This is a genomic window from Bartonella sp. AP19HLJMH, assembly GCF_042196245.1.
In the GTDB taxonomy this organism is placed as follows: domain Bacteria; phylum Pseudomonadota; class Alphaproteobacteria; order Rhizobiales; family Rhizobiaceae; genus Bartonella.
On sequence record NZ_JBHIPX010000002.1, the window covers coordinates 1 to 20,684 of the forward strand.

A 20,684-nucleotide genomic window follows, 5' to 3' on the forward strand; every position below is an offset into this window, starting at 1 on the left:
CCATGAGGCAGAAAACTCTTCTTCAAAGGATTGGAAATTCAGCCAGTCCACATAAAATTGATGCGGTCCTAACATCAGCAAAGGATCTCTCATAGACGCCCTCTCCTTGATTGTATCATTACTCTGTCCCGCCATGCAGCGCATTAGCGCGTGCCCGTTGCAAAGCATGGGCAACCGCACGACCAGTGGCCATGGGTTCACGCGCCCCATTAACATGCACTGTGACATTTTGATTGTGTGTGATGGGGGAACGGTCTTTGTCTCTTTGTTCTCTCACAGAGTAATTGGCATGCCCCGCCCCCGCAAATTGTGCAATCGGTTGAATGGCTGTTTTGCCACCAATATAAGAAACAGCGAATATAGTGGATCCGCTAGCTTTAATATCGCCTTGTAAAAGGTCTTTCCCTCTACTCTTTTTGCTATCAAATCCTGATTTTACAATTCCTTGCTCTCTTTTTTATACTCAAAATTGCCTCTAAAACAGGATAGATTAATCGTAAAAAATATATAAAAGAAGCAAATTATAACATTTTTTCTTATCCTTCTTAATACAAAATAACTGTTAAGCTACAATACGCTAACATTTATCAGTCATAAGTCCAAAACATCATATAATGACGAAACAAATTCATAGAGTGAAGATTTTTCACTATCAACCGTTGTATTAATCTTTCCATAATGCATAAAAATGATGAAGCGGCCCTCGCCCTTTCCCTACTTTTAAAGCATCTGAGGCAGTTAAAGCGCCATGCAAATAATCTTTTGCTTGTTTAACAGCGCAATCCAAAGGTTGGGTAGGTAACAGAGCTGCAATGGCAGCAGAAATGGTACACCCTGTCCCATGATCATGAGTAGTTGAAAGACGAGAGGCTTCAAGTATAACAAGGTTTTCACAATCACAATAAAGATCTGGACTAGAACAATCGTAATTTTCTGTACTATTTTTGGTCAGCGTATTCAAATGTCCCCCTTTTAACAAAACTGCATGACACCCTAGCGCCAAGAGTCGTGGAGCATATTGATACATAGTCTCTAAAGACCATTGCACTTCACGCCCCAATAACAGTGCAGCTTCAGGCAAATTTGGCGTGATCAAAGTTGACATCGGCACAAGAACATCACGCATAATTTCAATTGCATCAGACTTTAAAAGAACATCACCACTTTTTGCAACCATAACCGGATCAAAAACAATGAAACGCGCTTTATGATAAGCAAGACGTTCTGCAATAACCTGTGCAATCTGAGCATTTGCAACCATACCAATTTTAACGGCATCAACATGGATATCCTCAAAAACAGAATCAATTTGATCTGCAACAAAAGAAGCATCTAATGCCTGAAAAGAACGCACACCCTGAGTATTTTGTGCAACAACAGCTGTAACCACACTCATACCATAAGTTTTCATAGCTGAAAAAACCTTCAAATCCGCCTGCATTCCAGCGCCACCAGAAGGATCTGTTCCCGCAATAGATAAAATCCGTGGAATAAAAAGTTTATCTTTTTGTAATTCCATTAACCTCTTTCCTTCTGTTTTTAAATATCGGAAAATGAGTTACCGAAAAAATAGATGCTTGAAAAAACATAAAGAAGATGTTTTCTCATGTGAATTATATTATATATGAAGTCTTCTTATAGATATAAAATGGAAAATGTAGTGCTTATCCTTCGTTCTATTCTTTTTACGTTCGCTTTTTATACAACAACTTTCATACAAATGATTCTTTACGCTCCCGTTTATTTTTTAATGCCCCGCAAAAAGGCATGGATTGTCCCTAAAACATGGGCGCGCGTTACACTCTTTTTGCAAAAATACATCGCAGGCACAAGTTATGAGATTGAAGGTTTAGAAAATCTTCCCAAAGGACCCTATATCATTGCTCCAAAGCATCAATCGGCTTGGGAAACTTTCAGTCTTGTTCCTTATTTTGATGATCCCACTCTCATTTTAAAACGTGAATTGATGTGGATTCCATTGTTTGGCTGGTATATGGCAAAAACGCAAATTATCCCCATTAACCGCACAACACCCATCAAAGCCTTAAAAATGATTATACAAAAAGCAAAAGAGAAAGTAAAACAAGGGCGCCAAATCTTGATTTTTCCCGAAGGAACACGCCGACAACCCGGTCAAGAACCAGATTATAAGTCGGGAATTGTCGCGCTCTATAATGAATTAGGACTTCAAGTTGTTCCTATTGCACATAATGCGGGTTTATATTGGCCACGCAATAATTTTCGCCGCTATCCCGGAACAATTCGTGTCCGTATTCTTCCCCCGATAGAGGCTGGTTTAAGCAAACGTGATTTTCTAGATCAACTTGTCCAAAAAACTGAAAAAGCGTGTGATGAACTGCTTCTCTTAGCAGCTCAAGATCCCACCCCTCCTCCTATGCCACCATACGCTGTTCAGAAACTTCAAAAACTAAATCATCATGAAACAATGCACTGATTGATAAGAATAATGCATAACTTTGTATATTGAGCGGAGTATAGGGAACAAAAATATAAGAAAGATACTTCAAACTTTCTAATTTAAAATTGTAAAACACTTGTACATGATAAGAAATGATCAATGTGTAAATTTTTTTGAAAAAGAATTCTTCCTCTCTTTAAAATCATTTAAATAACATACATCTCATTGATTTATAAGGATATTTTAGCGTTATTCAACTTGAATGAGAACCCTGAATACCGTAAGATTTTCTCATTTCAAATCTACTCTAGGTTGAATCAATTAGAATTATTTTCTTGCACATTACAAGTGGGGATACCTCGTGTGAATAAAACGATACAAGAAAAGATTAAAATACTTTTTACGAACCGTCTCAAGTGCCAAGGGCTATCCTAACAGGAGAGCAAGAAAAATGCATGATTATGCAGATTCATTCCTTTCTGAGAAATTCAATCCCTCCAAGAGCCTGAAATCTTGTACAATCTTCATTATTTAAAAAGTATTTCTTGAGATACTTAAGTCATCAAACCAAATTCAAGGGGAAAATAAAAATGAGAATTGGTTTTTATCCCACAGACACAACGGATACAGCAATTAACCATCTTTCCTTCCTATCCTAGACTTAAATGCTTTGTGTGCTACATTAAAACAATTCTAAATAACGAATAAGAGGGAACTAGATTTAAATTAATGCGACGTCTCTTCTATAATTTATTTTTTTCTGTGATTTTGAGTTTATCCAGCGCTGTTGCTCTAGCGCAGCCTTTTATTTCTGTTGATGTTACAACGAGGCGTATCTTAAAACATAATCAAGCTTTTGAGCGTTGGTATCCTGCTTCCTTGACAAAATTAATGACCGCTTATGTTATTTTTCGTGCCATGAGCCGAGGGGAAGTTTCACCAAACAAACATATCACCATCAGCGAATACGCCGCAAAAGCTCCCTCATATCGTTCAGGCTATAAAGCTGGTTCTGTACTCACACTTGATACAGCCTTAAGTATCACCATGGTTAAATCTACCAATGATTTAGCCATTGCCATGAGTGAAGCTGTTGCGGGTTCACAGAAAGATTTTGTACGTAAAATGAATAGCGAAGCTAAACGTTTAGGCATGTTTGGCACCCATTTTGCGAACGCAAGTGGTTTACCAGATCCTCAAAACTACTCCACGGCACGCGATATTGCTCTTTTAGCCGTTCAAATACGTCGAGAATTTCCACAATATGCTCATTATTTTTCTATTCCAGCCATTGATTTTGGTAATAATCGAAAAATCCAACATAACTCAAACAACCTCATTGGCCGTTTTTATGGGATAGACGGTATGAAAACAGGCTTTATTTGTGCCTCTGGTTTTAATCTTGTTGCCTCAGCCACCCGCAATAAACGTACAATTATTGCTGTCATTCTAGGTGCTAACAACATAAGTGAAAGAGAAGAAAAAGCTGCACAACTTCTTGAAATAGGATTTTTGCACCAAGGAAGCCCCCAATTAACACTAGCAACATTAAAACCTTATGGGAGCAACATAACACAAGCCAACAATATGAGACAACAAACATGCACACCTGAAGCCATAAAAATGCATGCAAATTCATATGATGATCAAGGAAATATTATTCTCACCTCACCTTTTATCACTGCTCCACCTTCTTTTTCTCATCCTTTATCAGTACACCTCATTCGTACGCCACAAACACCTAAAATGACAGTAAAACCACTAAGAAAACCCTATATTCCGTATAAAAGGCACGCAAACCATTCTATAAAAAGCCATAAATCATAATCTACAATTAATTATAATACTTTGATTTATAATCATAATTAATTATTTTGTACCTTATGTCAAAACCACAAGTATTGTAAGATTCTCTCATTTCAAATCTGTATTTGTTGAATCAATAAAACCAGTCTCTTGCGCGCCACAAGGTGGATGAACATGTAGATAAAATAATTAAAACAAGGAATAAAAATCCTTCCTATAAGTCCTTTCAAGAACCAAGAATTATCATAACATTGACGCTAAAAGTGTATAATATACCCACGTGCACCTACCTTTATAAGCGTAAAGATAGTGGTACAATGGATTTCATGGGGGATTAACCATTATATCCCTCACGGACATCATTATAAATTGCTTAGACATACTGAGATATATTTTTTAAAAACAAAACTATGATTGATGATTAACATGAAAATAAAGCGCATCCCTCTCACGCTTATTACGGGTTTTTTAGGCTCTGGCAAAACAACTTTGCTCAACCGTATGCTACAAGACCCTCTTCTAACAGAATGTGCTGTTATCATCAATGAATTCGGCGAAATCAGTATTGACCACCTTCTGGTTGAAAAAACGACAGAAGGAATTATTGAGCTTGCCAATGGTTGCTTATGCTGTAATTTACGCAGTGATCTCATCGACACATTAATTGATTTAATAAATCGCGTTCAGACAGGACAGATCAAACAACTCCATCATATTATCATTGAAACCACAGGGATGGCTGATCCCGCCCCTATTTTACAAATACTTTTAAGCCACCCATTGTTTATTCAAACATTGTCCATAAATGCTGTTCTTGCAACATTTGATACATTAAGTCCACTTTCCATATGTAAGCGCTATCCTGAAATATATAAACAATTAATATTTGCTGATAAAATCATTCTCACCAAAACAGATCTTAGAGACCCACAAACGCTTTCAGATGCACTCCTTAGCACACTTAAAACAATGAATCCTACAGCACAAATCATTGACGGCCATTCTAAAGATTTCTGTTCAAATCTATTAATAAATAACACATTATGGGATGAAAAAGTAGAAAATACAAAACTTAAACAAAATCTTACGACTACCCCACATGATCATACCCCCCATAAAACCATTCGTACCTTTTCACTAAACTGTGAGGGTCCTGTTGATTACGCCACAATTGAAGCTTTTTTAGATCTCCTACAAGAGCGTTATGGTACAAAATTATTACGTATTAAAGCAATTATCGCATTGCGTGATGACCCTTATCGCCCACTTGTATTACATGGCGTACAAACATTTTTTCATCCTCCCATAAGATTGCCGGCATGGCCAAAAGGAATAAAACAAACACGTTTTGTCATCATTGCCAATGGTGTTGAAAAAGACGCAATACAAAAGCTCCTCAATGCTTTTTTTAATAAACCAGCAATAGATACTGCAGACAAAACAGCTCTCTTAGAAAATCCTCTGGTCATTCCAGGAATAAAATTTTAATTTTTTCTCCCCTTCAATGATATAACATTAAATTCATTAGCACCACCATCTTTATGCTTTTAAAGGAGCAAACCGGCACCATTACACACTTTGCTAATTCCCAATGTTGAAACCAAGCCCTTGGTACTTGAGACGGTTTGTAAAAAGCATTTTAGTCTTTCTTGCACAGTTTCACCCACGCGGTTATCCCCGCTTGTAACGTGCAAGAAAATGGTTTTAATTTATTCAACATGGAACGGCTTTGAAATGAGAGAATCTTACGGTATTCAGGGTTCTAATTTAACTTGAATAACACTAAATTATCATTATAAATCAAATTGTTATGATAAAAAATTTAATACCCATCAATCTGCAAACAGATTGTTTTCTCTCTAAATGCGCTTCATCTGCAAACCACTTCATGTGATTCATTTCACAGACCGATTGGCCAAATTCTTGGTTCTAAAATATTCTGCTCAACTCTATATTTATTCAAGCTAATTGAAATCAAAATCCCTGTTAAGAAAAAAAACAAAATCAGACAGAGGCAATATCGCATTTTAAAATATGTGAATGTATCTTATATAACAGCACGACAAGACAATATTTCACAGCATAAAAGAATAAAACTCTTTGAAAGAAATAAAAAGAGAGGTACATTTCATGTTAACTTACTCTTCACTAAAAACGAAGATTGATACCAGTAACAATGTGCAAACAATCCAACTTCTTTGAGAAAATTCCTCTTGGCTTCCCACTTCATATGATTTACTTACATAAAGCTCTATGAAAAAACTCTGCGCTTTAAAATATTGACTACTCACTTAAACACCTTATGTGCAAAGTTTTTGCGTATCCTGTATCACCATTATTAAGTGATAGTGTTTACGGTGCAGTAGGATACAATAACACTCACTGCATTAGAGAAACTGAATTTTTATCAATATCGCGATTAAAAACGTAACGTTTTCCATAAACCTCAACAGTTGGAGGTTGACGATTTTTTTCAAAAAAATCATAACCTTTCTTAAGCATAACCCAGAATTGATAATGAGGATTCTTGCTATGACGTGACATATTATCCTCGGTCATGCGGAAAGGAAAAGCCTGCAACTGAAACTCTCTTTGTCCTCCTTTAAAAGCATCCCGTGCAAACGCATAAATCTGAGCCATGTTCTTATCACTCATAGAATAACACCCTGCGGAAAAGCAAGAACCATGCACCATAAGATTGCTTCCTGTGCGACCATTTTCCTGATCATAAAGGTTAGGAAATCCTATATTAAAAGAGAGATAATATTTTGAATAAGGATTCATTTGGTTTGCGCTAATAGTATAAAAACCCTCTGGTGTCTGAAGATCCCCTTCTTTATATTTAGGTCCAAGCTTACCAGACCATTTGCAAATGCCATAGCGAGCAACCAAGATAAAAGGTCCTGAACGAGATTGCTTCCAAACTTCAGCAAGATTTTCTTCCTTAAAAAACCGCATCATAATCGGTGCATAGGGATCTATATCATACAGAACCATTCTATTTTTGATTTCTTGCGGCAACGGCTGCTCAACTTTAGCGCGAATAGAGGCTGGTAATCTTCCTTCACATGCTGTCAATAGTCCCATTACAAACAACACACACACAGCAAGGAATCTGCTAAATGTCATCGAATAAAACTCCAATCCAACACCCCTCACAAAAAATAACCTATGTTAGAGATCGACCAATTTGAAGGTATTTTTCCCTTCGCTCTTGTTTAAGCACTTGACCATCTTTTCCAGCCATAGCTTTTAAAGCTTCTGAAATAACATCACCCGTTGCATCAATGACAATCTCTTTGCCACGATGCGCTCCCCCTAAAGGTTCCGAAATAATGCCATCAATAATCTTTAAGCGATACAAATCTTGAGCGGTAATACGCATATTCATTGCAGCATCTTTTGCACGAGCTGGATCACGCCATAAGATAGAAGCTGCTCCTTCTGGTGAAATAACAGAGTAAATTGCGTGCTCCAACATATAAACTTTGTTGGCAGCCGCGATTGCTATCGCCCCTCCAGAACCGCCTTCTCCAATAACAACGGAAACCACAGGAACTTTCAAACGCAAAGTTGTAGCTGTTGATTGAGCAATTGCTTCCGCTTGCCCACGTTCTTCAGCGCTTACCCCAGGATAAGCACCTGCTGTATCAATAAAAGTAAGGAGGGGCAAACCAAAGCGGTCAGCCATTTCCATAATACGTACAGCTTTACGATAGCCTTCTGGACGCGCAGAACCAAAATTATAGCGCAAACGTGTTTGCGTATCATGACCTTTCTCTTGACCAATATAAGCAACGGCCTCACCTTTAAAGCGTGCAAACCCCGCTTGAATAGCCTCATCTTCAGCAAACTTGCGATCTCCGGCCAAAGGCGTAACGTCACTCAATAGGCGTTTAGAATAGTCCATAAAATGGGGACGATCCGGATGACGAGCAACTTGTGTTTTTTGCCACGGCGATAATTTTTTATAAATATCGCGCAACGCTGTTTGGGAACGCGTTTCAAGACGAGCAATCTCGTCACTCATATCAAGACTGCCTTTTTCCTGAGAAATTTTTTTTAATTCAAGAATTTTCCCATCAAGATCAGCAACTGGTTTTTCAAAATCAAGATAATTATACATTTGTGTCAACTCATTCAGTGTCACTTATACACTTATAATTTGCTTTATAAAGTCTTTTTCAAAAACATCACCTTTTCTTTAACGAGCCTTTTGCTCATCGGCAAGTGGATGATGCTCATTGACTAAACGATAAAGTCCCTCTTCCAACACATGGGTATAAATCTGAGTGGTAGCAATATCAGAATGACCTAACAAATGTTGAACGGCACGCAAATCAGCACCATTTTGCAAAAGATGACTAGCAAAAGCATGACGCAACACATGGGGAGAAAAGCTATCACTTCCTATCCCTGCTCTTCTAGCGAGATTTTTCAACTCTCGTGCAACGACTTGACGAGCAATATATCCTGTCTCGGAATGCGCAGGAAAAAGATAAGAACTCGTAGCGTCCTTTCCCTGATCACGCAAATTTAACCACTGTGAAAGAACTTGGCATGCTTTTTTTGATAACAGCACCATTCGTTCTTTTTTGCCCTTACCACGAACCAAAACGCTGTATTCCTTCCTTCGAACAGACTGAACCGGCAGACTCACCAACTCACTAATACGTAACCCTGTTGCATAAAGCATTTCAATCAATAGCTGAAGACGCAGTGCACGGAAATAACCTTTGGACCCATAGTCTGCTTGATTGACTTCTAACTCCGCAAAATCAAGCAATTTTATCACTGCATCTTCACTCATGATTTTGGGTAAAGGACGCCCCTGACGAGGTGCATCAATATCATGAGAGGGATCATCTGCTCTCAACCCTTCAGCATAAAGGAATTGATAAAACTGACGCAAAGTCGATAAACGGCGCGCTTGCGACGATGCCGCAAAACCAAAAGTATGCATAAGTGACAAAAGAGTAATTAAATCTTCTTTTTGTGCTGAAAAAAGCGAAACAGAGTGTGAAGACAATTCGTCTTGTGCCCACTGCAAATCATGCTGATAAGCCGCAAGCGTATGAGACGAAGCCCCTCTCTCCGCACTCATCATCTCAAGAAAATGATCTATCACAGCACCACTTTTCATTTCATTGATTCGCTTCCGTAGAAAGATTCCATGAATCCAAGGGAACATCAATGTACATATCCACAGTTACTGGTTCAACCCAAACCACAAGAGCACCCATTATAATGAAAAGAACAGAAAGCAAAATGAAAAGAATCATCAAAAATCTAGTCAATGTTGGCATAAGACAATAACCTACCCAAAAATATTCTATCTCGTATTATGCCTCACAAAGATTAACAGGAATTGACTTTAAGATGGATAAATGCCGAAATAAAGTTATGAAAAGCAATCGACAAAAACGCGTCCCCATAACACAAATAAAGAATCAGCTCTTATCGTCCCTTGATAAAAGAGCACTTGTCCTTGTTGGTCTTATGGGGGCAGGCAAATCAGTGATCGGAAAACGCGTCGCCACCATGCTTCGTTTACCTTTTTATGATTCTGACCAAGAAATTGAAAAAGCTGCACAAATGACAATCACGGAACTCTTTGAAATTTATGGTGAATCCGAATTTCGTGCTCTTGAACAGCGTGTTATTCTAAACCTCATGAAAAAAAGTCCCCTTGTTTTAGCAACAGGTGGTGGTGCCTACATAAATGAAAATATCCGAAAAGCCATTCACCAAAATGGTATATCCATATGGCTAAAAGTCGATCTTGATATCCTCATGCAACGTGTCTCAAAGCACCCAACACGTCCCCTGCTTCAAACAGCCAATCCTAAAGAAACCATGCAAAAACTCATGGAACAGCGTTATCCTATCTATGCAAAGGCAAACTTAACAATTAACAGTCATAAAGAAAGCCGTCATACCGTAGCACAAAATGTTATACGATCCGTACAGCACTACCTATACACAGAAATTAACAATAGGGATAACCAGCATGCAAACCAAAACCGTCACTGTTAAACTTGACAAACACTGTTACGATATCATCATTGGTCCGGGTCTGATTACACAAGCTGCTTCACAGATTAAACATGCTCTTAATAAAAAAGATCCTCATCAAACGCGCTTGGCACTTGTTACAGATACAAATGTTGCTTCCCTTCATTTGGAGATATTGCAAGCAGAATTAACAAAAAATAAAATTCATACTGTCCCTATTATTGTAGAAGCAGGAGAACAATCAAAATCATTTTCAACCCTGCAAGTTGTCATCGATCAAATTCTTGCTGCGCGTTTAGAAAGAGGCGACTGTGTTATTGCTTTTGGCGGTGGTGTCATTGGTGATCTAGCAGGATTTGCGGCAAGTATAATCCGCCGTGGCATGAACTTCATTCAAATGCCCACAACGCTTCTTGCACAAATTGATTCTTCTGTTGGTGGAAAAACGGGAATCAATAGCCAATATGGCAAAAATCTTATTGGTGCCTTTTATCAACCACAATGCGTTATTGCTGACACGTGTCTTCTTGATACCCTGCCACCGCGCGAATTTCGCGCTGGCTACGCAGAAATAGTAAAATACGGTCTCATTAACCAACCTGACTTTTTTGAGTGGCTTGAAAAAAATGGGCAGAAAATTTTCTCTAATGGCCCTATGCGAACAGAGGCCATTGTTCGCTCATGCCAATTTAAAGCTGCCATTGTAGCACGCGATGAGTACGAAACGGGAGAGCGCGCACTCTTAAATCTTGGCCATACATTTGGACACATGCTTGAAACAGCAACCGCTTATGACTCCAACCGTTTAATCCATGGCGAAAGCGTAGCAATTGGGATGATTCTAGCTCATCAATTCTCTGCTCAATTAAATTTAATAAGCCCCACGCTTATACAACGCATTGAAGCGCACTTCAAATTTATAGGATTGCCTACACAATTAAAGGATATCCCAGGGTGTCTACCAGATGCTGAAACTTTAATGACTCTCATTGCCCAAGATAAAAAAGTTTCGCAAAACAATTTGACTTTCATCTTAACACGCGGACTTGGCCAATCATTTATTGCAAAAAATGTTTCACCAGATGCCGTTTTATCCTTTTTGGAACAAAAATTAACAGAAATTCGTTAATTCATATTGAATATAATTGATTCGTTTTTATACTTCTATTAAAGATTAACATGATGATGTCTGCGTAGCTCAGTAGGATAGAGCACAGGATTCCTAAAGAAATTGGGCACTTTGAGGAGAAATCCTCAAAGTGAATCTGCTCAAATTCGGGGAAAGCTTCATGGGCGACTGTATGCCAATCCCGAGCCAAGTCTCTCTTCAAATGAGAGAAAGGTGTAGAGACTGAACGGGCAGCACCTAAAGAGCAAAAGCTTCAAGGTGAAGAGACAGTCCAGACCACAAACAGCCGATAAGGCTGGCGGTGAAAATCGAAGTGGTATGAATCCTGGGGTCGCAGGTTCGAATCCTGCCGTAGACACCATCGTATCAGTCAAATTATTCTTTGTGCACAATATTAGGAATATAGGGAAGCATCATGAAAAAAACTTTGCACATTTTAGGATTTTTCACCGCTTTAAGTTTATCACTCTTCAGCTCAAACAATAGCTTAGCTGGTTCTTTAATCATTGAAGTACCAGACAATCCAGAGCCCAAAACAGAGACCATTACCTATCAGTGTGAAACTGGAGCAGGTAAAGAGCGCATTGAGGCAGTCTATCTTAATGCTGATAATATTTCGTTGGTTGATTTCAAATGGAACGGTGATCGTGTCATTGCTGCTAATGTCATCGCGGCAACAGGAGCAAAATTTGCAGGAGCTCAGTACATCTGGTGGGAAAAGAACAAAGAAGTCACGCTTTATGACCTTGCTCAGGATCCAGAAGAAAAAAAACCTATCCTCTGTAAAGATGAGTCAACATTATTATTTTAAATAACACGGGAAATATTATGAAAAAAATTTCTTTTACTAAACAATTTTTCATTACTTTAAGTGTGCTCCTCCTCGGTTCAATTAATGCATTAGCAAGTTCTTTAGTCATTGAAGTACCAGATGATCCAGAACCAACAACAGAGACCGTCTCCTATCAATGCGATATGGGAACAAGCAAAGAGTATGTTGAAGCAACTTATTATAATGCTGGCAATATTGCGCTTGTTGATTTAAAATGGAACGGTAAGCGCATCGTTGGTTCTAATGTAATTGCCGCTTCTGGAGGAAAATATGTGGGTGGACAATACATTTGGTGGATAACTAAAAATGAAGCCATATTTTACGATCTTATTAATGATCCAAAAGAAGAAAAGCCCATCCACTGTGTAGAAGAAAAAAGCACAGAATAAGGAAGATTCTTACATTTCAAGAACCGCGCTGGCTCTCATCTCGTGATGTTCCTTCTGATGTGGGTAGCTTTTCCTCCGTTTGGTGTAATAAAAGAGCCAGCGGTTTTTCTGATTGTTTTTCTGAATGATGTCGATAAGCTGCCGTATGTGAAAGCAACATAGAAGCTACCGGTGCTGTTAAAAACAAAAAAAACATCAGCAACACTTCATGAAAAACAAAATAATGGTCCACAAATATTGAATAAAGAAATGAAGAAATAAGAATACTACCAACGCCCCAACTCGTACATACTGAAAGCATATGCAAACGCTTATAAAAATTGGAAAAACGCACCAAACCTATCGTTGCGATCAATGTCAATCCAGACCCTAATATTAAGAAAACTGTGATAGCAATAGCAACCACAAGCGATATATCATCTTTCATTCAATAATCTCCCCCCGCATAAGAAATTTCGCCAAAGCGATGCTTGAGACAGATCCCAACAATCCAATAATGAGAGCTGCGACAAAATAAGTGGTTGTTCCTGAACGAATATCGAATGTAAGAAACAAAAGAATAGTGGTTATATAAAGGGCATCTAAACCAACAATTCTATCCTGCGCCCGTGGACCACGAATCAACCGAAACAGCGCGAAAGTCACCGCTAAACTTAAAAAAAACTGTGAAAAGAAAAGCCCCCAATAAAGAATCACCATACTCATAAAAAAATCTCCAAAAGCAATTGCTCATACCGTTGTTTGATCAACTGTTTGTAATCATATCCATTTTTTAAATTTAAGACATGAAGCAAAAGTTCACCCTTTTTACTATTATAGGCAACCCAAGCAGTTCCAGGGGTTGCCGAAAGGATGCATGCTAAAATAGCCAAAGCAGTGCGATTATGAAGCAGAAGAGGTACTACAATAAAACCAGATTTCTGCACTCGAGACCTTTTTGTTAAAACAAACCAAGCCACCGAAACATTTGAGAATATAGAATCTATAAATACTCGAAAAACGAGACGAAAAACCGCACTCCAGCTTTTAATAACAACCTTCTCCGGCTCCAGAAGCCGTATCATCCAACCACAAAACAAAGCGGTTAAAATCCCTAAAAGCAATTGCCCTAAACTAAAACCATTTAAAATAAGCCACATAAGGACAATGACACCACTGAAAAAAGGGGAAGGACAAAAACGATTCATTTACTTATCTCCCTATTTTCGAGAGAAAAATCCGTTAAAACGCTCCCAATATAGTTTTGAGGTTCATACAAAGTCTTAGCAGTTTCAGACATATAATGACTAACAGGACTGGCTACAATTGTTATAAGAAAACACAAAGCAAGGAGAACGGCAATAGGCGCAAATTCTATCACTTGCACACGAGGAATACGCCCTTCAAGAGAAACCCAAAAAGTTCGGATACCCGTTCGTGTCAATGCAATCAAAGCCGCAAAACCAGAGAGAGTGACAAAAACTACAAAAAGCCAATCTTGGTAAACCGGAAGAGAAGTAGAAAAATCCTCTCTACTGTGGTTTAAAATTGCCATGAACATCATAAATTTAGCAACAAAACCAGAAAAAGGCGGCAATCCAATAATCAAAATGGCACAGATACCAAAACAAGCTCCAAGAATTGCCAAGGTTACTGGAAAATAGATGCCAACTTCATCTTCTTCCTCCTCTTCATCGTCACCATACACCTCCATTGTGACAGCAAGAACATTAGCAGCCACATCTTGACAGCGTTCTACCAACTCTACCAAAAGAAAAAAAGCTCCCAGTGCTAAAGTTGAAGAAACAATATAAAAAAGTGCGCCTGCTGTCAGTGCTGCATTGCCTATCCCGATCGCAGCCAACAATGTGCCAGAAGAGACAAGAACGCTATAAGCTGCCAAACGCACCAAAACTTGGCTCGCCAATACTCCAATAAAACCAATAATCATAGTGGCAAGCCCACCATAAAACAAAACCGTATGACCAAAATGGTTAAAATATTCACTTTCAGAACCAAACCATAGCAACGTTAAACGTAAAATAATATAAATACCAACCTTGCTCAAAAGTGCAAAAGAAGCTCCAACAGGCGCTGCTGCTGCACTGTAAGTTGGCACCAACCAAAAATTAAGCGGCCACATACCCGCTTTAAGCAAAAAAGCAATACCTAAAAGTGCAACACCTATTTCGAACAAAACAATATCTGTAGAAGATATATATTTTATTTTAACAGCCAAATCGGCCATATTAAGAGTACCAACGACTCCATAAATGAGCGCTATACCAACTAAAAAAAATAATGAAGCAACAAGATTAACCACAACATAATGCAACCCTGCACGCACGCGTGTCTGACCAGAACCATGCAAAGCAAGCCCATAGGAAGCCGTTAACATAACTTCAAAAAACACAAATAAATTAAATAAATCGCCAGTCAAAAAAGCACCATTTATCCCCACCATAAAAAATTGCATTAGTGACTGAAAATGAGAACCAGCTTTGTACCAATGAGCCCGCGCAAAAACCAATACGCTAGTCACCAACAAGCTGGAAAGTAAAAGCATCATAGCGCTTAAGCGATCAAGGACTAAAACAATTCCAAAAGAAGACGGCCAATTACCAAGTCGATAAACATCGCAAGCCGGTGCTATTTCAAGAGTACGTATAATCAATAAAATGGCAGTAACGACCAACAGTCCCGCAGAAGAAAGACTGATGAATGATTTAAGTCTTGCACGACGTTCATCATAAAAAAGAAGAAGTGCTCCAGTGATTAACGGCAAAAGAATAGGCAAAATAAGGAGATGATGCACTCCTATTTCCATTATTGCACCTCACGTCCATCAACGTGATCAGAACCCGTTAAACCACGTGAAACCAACAAGATAACTAAAAATAAAGCTGTTGTTGCAAAACCAATCACAATCGCAGTTAAAACCAAGGCTTGTGGAAGAGGATCGACATAATTAGCTGGATTAATAACAGTGGTAGGATCAACAATTGGAGCAGCATTACTACGCGGTCTACTCATTGAAAATATAAAAAGATTAACACCATAGGAGATCAAGGACAAACCAAGAATGACTTGAAAAGTACGTGGACGCAAAACAAGCCAAATACCTGATCCGACAAAAACACCGATACCCAAAGAAAGAACAATTTCCATTAATTTTCCTTCTCTTTTAAAATAGGTTTCTTACCGATTCGGTAACTCCGAATTGACTGGTGTGCAAGTGCAATTAAAATGAGAACAGTTGCTCCTAACACAAGAGAAAGCACACCAAAATCAAACAAAAAAGCAGATGCCATGGGAACTTTCCCAATTAACGGAAGATGAATATATCGAAAAAAGGATGTTAAAAAAGGATATCCAAAAAACCAAGAGCCCATCCCCGTTACGACTGACAATAATAAACCAAAGCCTATCCAACGCAAAGGTAAAACTCTCAAATGCGTTTCCACCCACCGAATATCGCGTGCAAGATATTGTAAAATAAATCCTATAGCCAAAGTAATACCACCGACAAATCCACCTCCTGGCAGATCATGCCCTCGCATTAATAAATAAATAGCAAAAGCGATAATAATTGGAAAGAGCCAACCCATAATAACAGCAGGAACAGCTAAATAATTCAATACTGTATCTCCCACATTTCGATTAGGCTGTGCTATATCAAAGGCTTTCTGGATACGTTGTTGAAAAGGCGCATCAATACTCTCAGGCGCAGGACGAAAACGTCGTAAGAGTGCAAAAACAGTAAGGGAAACAACACCCAAAACCACAATTTCTCCCATGGTATCAAAACCACGGAAATCAACCAATAACACATTCACAACATTGCGACCACCAGCATCTGAGTAAGCATGCGTTAGAAAAAAATCAGAAATCGTTGTACCTTGGGGACGTGTCATCACTGCAAAAGAAAGCCATGCTACACCAGCACCTCCTACAAAGGATATGATGAAATCACGGAAACGACGCAAGCGAACCCAAAAATGAACAGCAGCTGGCCCAGGGTCATGCAAACGTTTAGGCAACCACCGTAAACCAAGCAATAATAAAACGACTGTAACAACCTCAACAACCAATTGTGTTATTGCTAAATCAGGAGCAGAAAGCCATAAAAAGGTTGCACAAGTCATCAAACCAGCTCCCCCTAAAAGCATAAGTGAAGCAAGACGATGAAACTTTGCTCGCCAAGCAACTAAAAGCGCACATAATCCGCCAACCAGCCAAAGAGCGAGAAAAGGAATATCAAGTGGAAAAAGCGGTAATGTCCCCACTGGAATGAAACCATCGCACCAAAGTAAAAGACCAACAAAGGCAAAACAGACCCAAAAAATCCAATGCAATTGGATCTGCAAACGGCGTGTTGACAAAGCAGACTCCACCGCACGGGCCCATTTCCAAGAAATAATTACGAGAATGCGTTCAAAAATACGCGGTCCTTTTAAGTGACGGAAAAAAGGAGCCCCATCATCACAGGATAAAAAATAACGATGCCCAACAGCATAGAGCAATCCGCCCCCTAATAATGCAACAAAGCTCATCACTAATGGAGTGTTAAACCCATGCCAAACAGCCAAACTATAAGGAATTGTCATTGGTCCTAAAACAGACACGACCGCATTATCTAAAATAGGTCCTATTGTTAAATTAGGAAAAATACCAACCGCTAAACAAATAAACACCAAAAGCTCCATTGGTAAACGCATGAAATGCGGTGGTTCATGGGGAGTCTTGGGTAAATTGTCAGGCTTTGGTCCTAAAAAAACGCCATGAATAAAGCGTATAGAATAGGTCACACTAAACAGACTAGCTAGCGTTGCCACATAAGGCGCAATCCAATCGAGCCATGATTCCATATGCGTTTCAACAGCTTCAGCAAAAAACATCTCTTTCGATAAAAAACCATTCAACAAAGGAACCCCAGCCATCGCTGCACTCGCAACTAAAGCAAGAGTTGCTGTGATAGGCATAGAACGATAAAGCCCTGACAGTTTACGCATATCACGTGTTCCCGTCTCGTGATCAATAATGCCAGCAGCCATAAATAAAGAAGCTTTAAAAGTAGCATGATTGGCCATATGAAAGATCGCCGCAACACAAGCAAGTGGACTACCAAGACTTAAAAGTGTTGTAATTAATCCAAGATGACTAATAGTCGAGTAAGCAAGCAGTCCTTTCAAGTCTTGCTGAAACATGGAAAAATAGGCACCTAGAAGAAGAGTTGAGAGTCCTGAAAAGCCAACCAGCCAAAACCAAGATTCTGTTCCAGAGAGCACAGGCCATAAACGAACAAGCAAAAACAATCCCGCTTTTACCATTGTTGCCGAATGCAAATAAGCCGATACGGGAGTTGGAGCAGCCATCGCGTTAGGTAGCCAAAAATGAAAGGGAAATTGCGCGCTTTTTGTTAACCCTCCCAATAAAATACAAATAAGGATAGGACTATAAAGAGAACTTGACCGGATCATATCTCCAGACTGTAGCACCTTATCCAAATCAAAACTGCCAACAGTATACCCAATCAATAAAACTCCAATAAAAAGAGCAAAGCCGCCAAAACCTGTGATCGTTAGAGCCATACGCGCACCCTCACGCGCACTTGCATTATGGTACCAATAGCCGATCAGCAAAAAAGAAAAAATACTGGTGAGTTCCCAGAAAACAACCAAAAAGACGAGATTACCTGATAAAACTATTCCTATCATTGATCCCATAAAGGCCAAAAAAAAGGAAAAAAAACGCGGTACAGAATCCGCTGGATCTATGTAATAACGTGAATAAATGACAACAAGCAGCCCAATCCCTGTAATAAGCAAGCAAAAAAGCCATGACAAACCATCTATGCGGAGAATCAAATCGCTTCCCCATTCTGGAAGCCAAGAAATATCTAAACGCACTATGTGGTTTCCGCGAACTTCCGGATAAAGCATTATTGTAAAAATAAGACAGAAAAGTGCGACGACCCCAGCAAACCACGCTTCATTATTTTTTGCTGTCGAACGAAAAAAGCCAATGACAGCACTTCCACCAAAGGGAAGCAAAACGAGCAATACCAACATTGCTTCCCGTGTTGTCATTCTTTAAACTCCATTTTACCTTAATATTTTGTCATCGACAAAACAAAAACTTATATTCTCACCCCCCATTCCACACTTAATGATAATAAGATTTAATAAAACTTAAAAGCATTTAAATTTTTAAAAAAAACAATGCTTGCATGAAAATACTGCGCACCACACAAGTCTTCTCTTTATTGTAAGAACAATAACGCTCACGACAAGAAGCAATTAAAATTTTATTTAATTTCTATCCTTTAAAAAAGCGTGATAAACACTGCCTACGCCCCCCATGAAAAGGCTGAAAACTATTATCATTTTTATTATAAGAGCGATAACGCGCACGGCAAAATTCAATATGTTGTTTAAGCATCCATGGCTCTTTTTTTTCTAATTTTTCCGAAGAAGACGTTAAAAACACTTTTTTAGCATCTGGTACAACTTTTAATGATGCGCCTTTTGTGCTTAAGTGCGGTGATGTAACAAATGCCACTTCAGGATACCACCAATTATCACTGTATTTACGATAACCACGCCGATAATGACGATAACCTTTGAAACCATTAAGTTCTCTACGCCCCGTAAAAATCAGAGGCACCGAACTATCTTGGACAGAAGTCTGAGTAACCAGTTTGGCTTTAGCGTCACTTCTATTTTGCCCCCAATTAACAAGAGTGGTTGTTATGATGAAAAAACTGCTAACAAATACAAAAGCTAAAGCATAATATAATTTTTTTTTCATACTCATAACAAAAAACTCAACATAATAAACAACAGTAATTACAGAAAGCCTTTCTCTTGCTGGACAGAAACAGATTCTTTTCTTAAGATTCTTTTTTCTTGAGACATTCTGTTACTCTTTGTACTAAACGTTGATCTTGGCAATAAGATCCTACAAAAAAGAATGAATAAATGATGATAAAAACCCCCTACTATCTTATAGACAAATCGAAACTCATCAAAAACATGCAAACAATTTCTCGTTTACGGGAAATGTCCGGAGCTAAAATTTTACTTGCTTTGAAATGTTTTGCCACATGGAGTGTTTTTGATTTAATGTCTGAATTCATGGATGGAACCACATCATCATCCCTGTATGAACTACGTTTAGGAAGAGAAAAATTTGGCAAAGAAACCCATGCTTATTCAGTGGCTTGGGCAGATGATGAAATTGATGAAGCCTGTGGTTATGCAGATAAAATCATCTTTAATTCCATTCAACAGCTTCAACGCTTTTCTGATGCAACAAAAACCATTCAAAGAGGTTTAAGGTTAAACCCAGGAATGAGCGCATCAAATTTTGATCTTGCCAACCCCTCACGCCCTTTTAGCCGCTTAGGAGAAACAAACCAAAGCGCTATCAAAGAAATTCTGCCACTTATCAACGGATTGATGATCCATAACAATTGTGAAAATGCTGACTTTAATCTTTTTAACCAAATGCTTGGGTATATGGAAGAAAAATTTGCAGAACTTTTTTCTGCTGTTGACTGGATAAGCCTTGGCGGTGGAATCCATTTTACGGCTGAAAATTATCCTCTAGAAGCTTTCGCAAAACGCTTAAAACAATTTTCTAAAACTCATGGTGTCACTCTTTTTCTAGAACCAGGAGAAGCTGCTATTACCAAAAGCACCACATTAGAAGTCAGTGTTCTTGACACATTGTATAATGAAAAGAATCTAGCCATCGTTGATAGCTCAATTGAAGCACATATGCTTGATCTTCTCATTTATCGTGAAAATGCTAAATTAGAACCTAATCAAGGACCACACGAAATTATGATTTGTGGAAAATCTTGTCTTGCCGGCGATATTTTTGGAACATTTCAATTTCAAAAACCTCTTAAAATAGGCGATAGACTGTCTTTTCAAGATGCAGCAGGTTATACAATGGTCAAGAAAAACTGGTTTAATGGCGTTACAATGCCTGCTATTGTTCTCAAAGAGTGCGATGGTACATTAACACTTCAACGCCAATTCAGCTATAACGACTATCAGGAAAGCCTTTCATAAAGATAAACCATAAAAAACGTCATACAACAGTATT

General features: G+C 38.6%; 20 protein-coding genes and 1 pseudogene. 8 read left to right on the forward strand and 13 right to left on the reverse strand.

All coding sequences use genetic code 11. The features are described from left to right. The 3 genes and pseudogenes from ACFINR_RS01555 to thiD all read right to left on the reverse strand — a co-directional run. Positions 1–93 (reverse strand): annotated as a pseudogene (locus tag ACFINR_RS01555) (phage tail protein); the annotation flags it as partial. Positions 94–118: 25 nt separating this feature from the next. Next, positions 119–277: a hypothetical protein gene (locus ACFINR_RS01560; protein ID WP_375652364.1), complete on the reverse strand. Its 159-nt coding sequence runs from the start codon at positions 275–277 to the stop codon at positions 119–121. A gap of 387 nt (positions 278–664) precedes the next feature. Then, entirely contained in the window at positions 665–1,519 is an 855-nt protein-coding gene (gene thiD / locus ACFINR_RS01565; RefSeq protein WP_375612742.1) for a bifunctional hydroxymethylpyrimidine kinase/phosphomethylpyrimidine kinase, read from the reverse strand. A 129-nt stretch (positions 1,520–1,648) separates the two neighbouring features. Between thiD and ACFINR_RS01570 the strand changes: the two genes are divergently transcribed. The 3 genes from ACFINR_RS01570 (at position 1,649) to ACFINR_RS01580 (ending at position 5,713) form a co-directional block, all read left to right on the forward strand. Beyond that, complete coding sequence (locus ACFINR_RS01570) at positions 1,649–2,455, forward strand: 1-acyl-sn-glycerol-3-phosphate acyltransferase (RefSeq protein ID WP_273790137.1); 807 nt, start codon at positions 1,649–1,651, stop codon at positions 2,453–2,455. Between the two features lie 693 nt (positions 2,456–3,148). Further along, entirely contained in the window at positions 3,149–4,246 is a 1,098-nt protein-coding gene (locus ACFINR_RS01575) for a D-alanyl-D-alanine carboxypeptidase family protein (protein ID WP_375611309.1), read from the forward strand. Between the two features lie 405 nt (positions 4,247–4,651). Then, positions 4,652–5,713 (forward strand): CobW family GTP-binding protein, encoded by a 1,062-nt coding sequence (locus tag ACFINR_RS01580; protein ID WP_375652365.1) that lies wholly within the window; start codon positions 4,652–4,654, stop codon positions 5,711–5,713. Positions 5,714–6,604: 891 nt separating this feature from the next. Here the strand turns inward: ACFINR_RS01580 and ACFINR_RS01585 are convergent. From ACFINR_RS01585 to ACFINR_RS01595, 3 genes are all read right to left on the reverse strand, one after another. Further along, complete coding sequence (locus tag ACFINR_RS01585) at positions 6,605–7,354, reverse strand: L,D-transpeptidase family protein (protein ID WP_375612743.1); 750 nt, start codon at positions 7,352–7,354, stop codon at positions 6,605–6,607. Between the two features lie 40 nt (positions 7,355–7,394). Further along, positions 7,395–8,351 (reverse strand): acetyl-CoA carboxylase carboxyltransferase subunit alpha, encoded by a 957-nt coding sequence (locus ACFINR_RS01590; RefSeq protein ID WP_375611312.1) that lies wholly within the window; start codon positions 8,349–8,351, stop codon positions 7,395–7,397. Between the two features lie 78 nt (positions 8,352–8,429). Then, positions 8,430–9,368, reverse strand: a complete 939-nt coding sequence (locus ACFINR_RS01595; RefSeq protein ID WP_375628561.1) for a site-specific tyrosine recombinase XerD — start codon at positions 9,366–9,368, stop codon at positions 8,430–8,432. A 260-nt stretch (positions 9,369–9,628) separates the two neighbouring features. Here ACFINR_RS01595 and ACFINR_RS01600 point away from each other — a divergent pair, with 260 nt between their 5' ends. From ACFINR_RS01600 to ACFINR_RS01615, 4 genes are all read left to right on the forward strand, one after another. Then, positions 9,629–10,261 (forward strand): shikimate kinase, encoded by a 633-nt coding sequence (locus ACFINR_RS01600; RefSeq protein WP_375606223.1) that lies wholly within the window; start codon positions 9,629–9,631, stop codon positions 10,259–10,261. After that, the gene (gene aroB / locus ACFINR_RS01605) at positions 10,236–11,369 is read left to right on the forward strand and encodes a 3-dehydroquinate synthase (protein ID WP_375612745.1); all 1,134 of its coding nucleotides are present in this window, start codon (positions 10,236–10,238) and stop codon (positions 11,367–11,369) included. The genes ACFINR_RS01600 and aroB overlap by 26 nt, the downstream gene beginning before the upstream one ends. Before the next feature lie 415 nt (positions 11,370–11,784). Beyond that, the gene (locus ACFINR_RS01610) at positions 11,785–12,180 is read left to right on the forward strand and encodes an MliC family protein (RefSeq protein ID WP_375611315.1); all 396 of its coding nucleotides are present in this window, start codon (positions 11,785–11,787) and stop codon (positions 12,178–12,180) included. 17 nt (positions 12,181–12,197) lie between these two features. Then, positions 12,198–12,590: an MliC family protein gene (locus ACFINR_RS01615; protein WP_375611316.1), complete on the forward strand. Its 393-nt coding sequence runs from the start codon at positions 12,198–12,200 to the stop codon at positions 12,588–12,590. 16 nt (positions 12,591–12,606) lie between these two features. Here the strand turns inward: ACFINR_RS01615 and mnhG are convergent, their stop codons facing one another. The 7 genes from mnhG to ACFINR_RS01650 form a co-directional block, all read right to left on the reverse strand. Continuing rightward, a complete protein-coding gene (mnhG, locus tag ACFINR_RS01620) occupies positions 12,607–13,017 on the reverse strand; it encodes a monovalent cation/H(+) antiporter subunit G (RefSeq protein WP_375611317.1) in 411 nt (136 codons plus the stop codon). Then, positions 13,014–13,295: a K+/H+ antiporter subunit F gene (locus tag ACFINR_RS01625; RefSeq protein WP_375632098.1), complete on the reverse strand. Its 282-nt coding sequence runs from the start codon at positions 13,293–13,295 to the stop codon at positions 13,014–13,016. The genes mnhG and ACFINR_RS01625 overlap by 4 nt, the downstream gene beginning before the upstream one ends. After that, on the reverse strand, positions 13,292–13,777 hold the full coding sequence (locus ACFINR_RS01630) for a Na+/H+ antiporter subunit E (RefSeq protein WP_375652366.1): 486 nt from the start codon (positions 13,775–13,777) through the stop codon (positions 13,292–13,294). The genes ACFINR_RS01625 and ACFINR_RS01630 overlap by 4 nt, the downstream gene beginning before the upstream one ends. Beyond that, positions 13,774–15,396, reverse strand: coding sequence for a monovalent cation/H+ antiporter subunit D (locus ACFINR_RS01635; RefSeq protein ID WP_375632099.1), 1,623 nt, complete (start codon positions 15,394–15,396; stop codon positions 13,774–13,776). Before ACFINR_RS01635 ends, ACFINR_RS01630 begins: the two co-directional genes overlap by 4 nt. Beyond that, the gene (locus ACFINR_RS01640) at positions 15,396–15,737 is read right to left on the reverse strand and encodes a Na+/H+ antiporter subunit C (RefSeq protein WP_273790150.1); all 342 of its coding nucleotides are present in this window, start codon (positions 15,735–15,737) and stop codon (positions 15,396–15,398) included. The genes ACFINR_RS01635 and ACFINR_RS01640 overlap by 1 nt, the downstream gene beginning before the upstream one ends. Then, positions 15,737–18,658, reverse strand: a complete 2,922-nt coding sequence (locus tag ACFINR_RS01645) for a monovalent cation/H+ antiporter subunit A (protein ID WP_375652367.1) — start codon at positions 18,656–18,658, stop codon at positions 15,737–15,739. The genes ACFINR_RS01640 and ACFINR_RS01645 overlap by 1 nt, the downstream gene beginning before the upstream one ends. Before the next feature lie 229 nt (positions 18,659–18,887). Continuing rightward, entirely contained in the window at positions 18,888–19,385 is a 498-nt protein-coding gene (locus tag ACFINR_RS01650; RefSeq protein WP_375652368.1) for a BA14K family protein, read from the reverse strand. Positions 19,386–19,552: 167 nt separating this feature from the next. Between ACFINR_RS01650 and ACFINR_RS01655 the strand changes: the two genes are divergently transcribed. Further along, positions 19,553–20,650 carry a carboxynorspermidine decarboxylase gene (locus ACFINR_RS01655; RefSeq protein WP_375628629.1) on the forward strand — a complete coding sequence of 366 codons (1,098 nt, stop codon included), beginning with the start codon at positions 19,553–19,555 and terminating at the stop codon, positions 20,648–20,650. Positions 20,651–20,684: the final 34 nt, after the last annotated feature.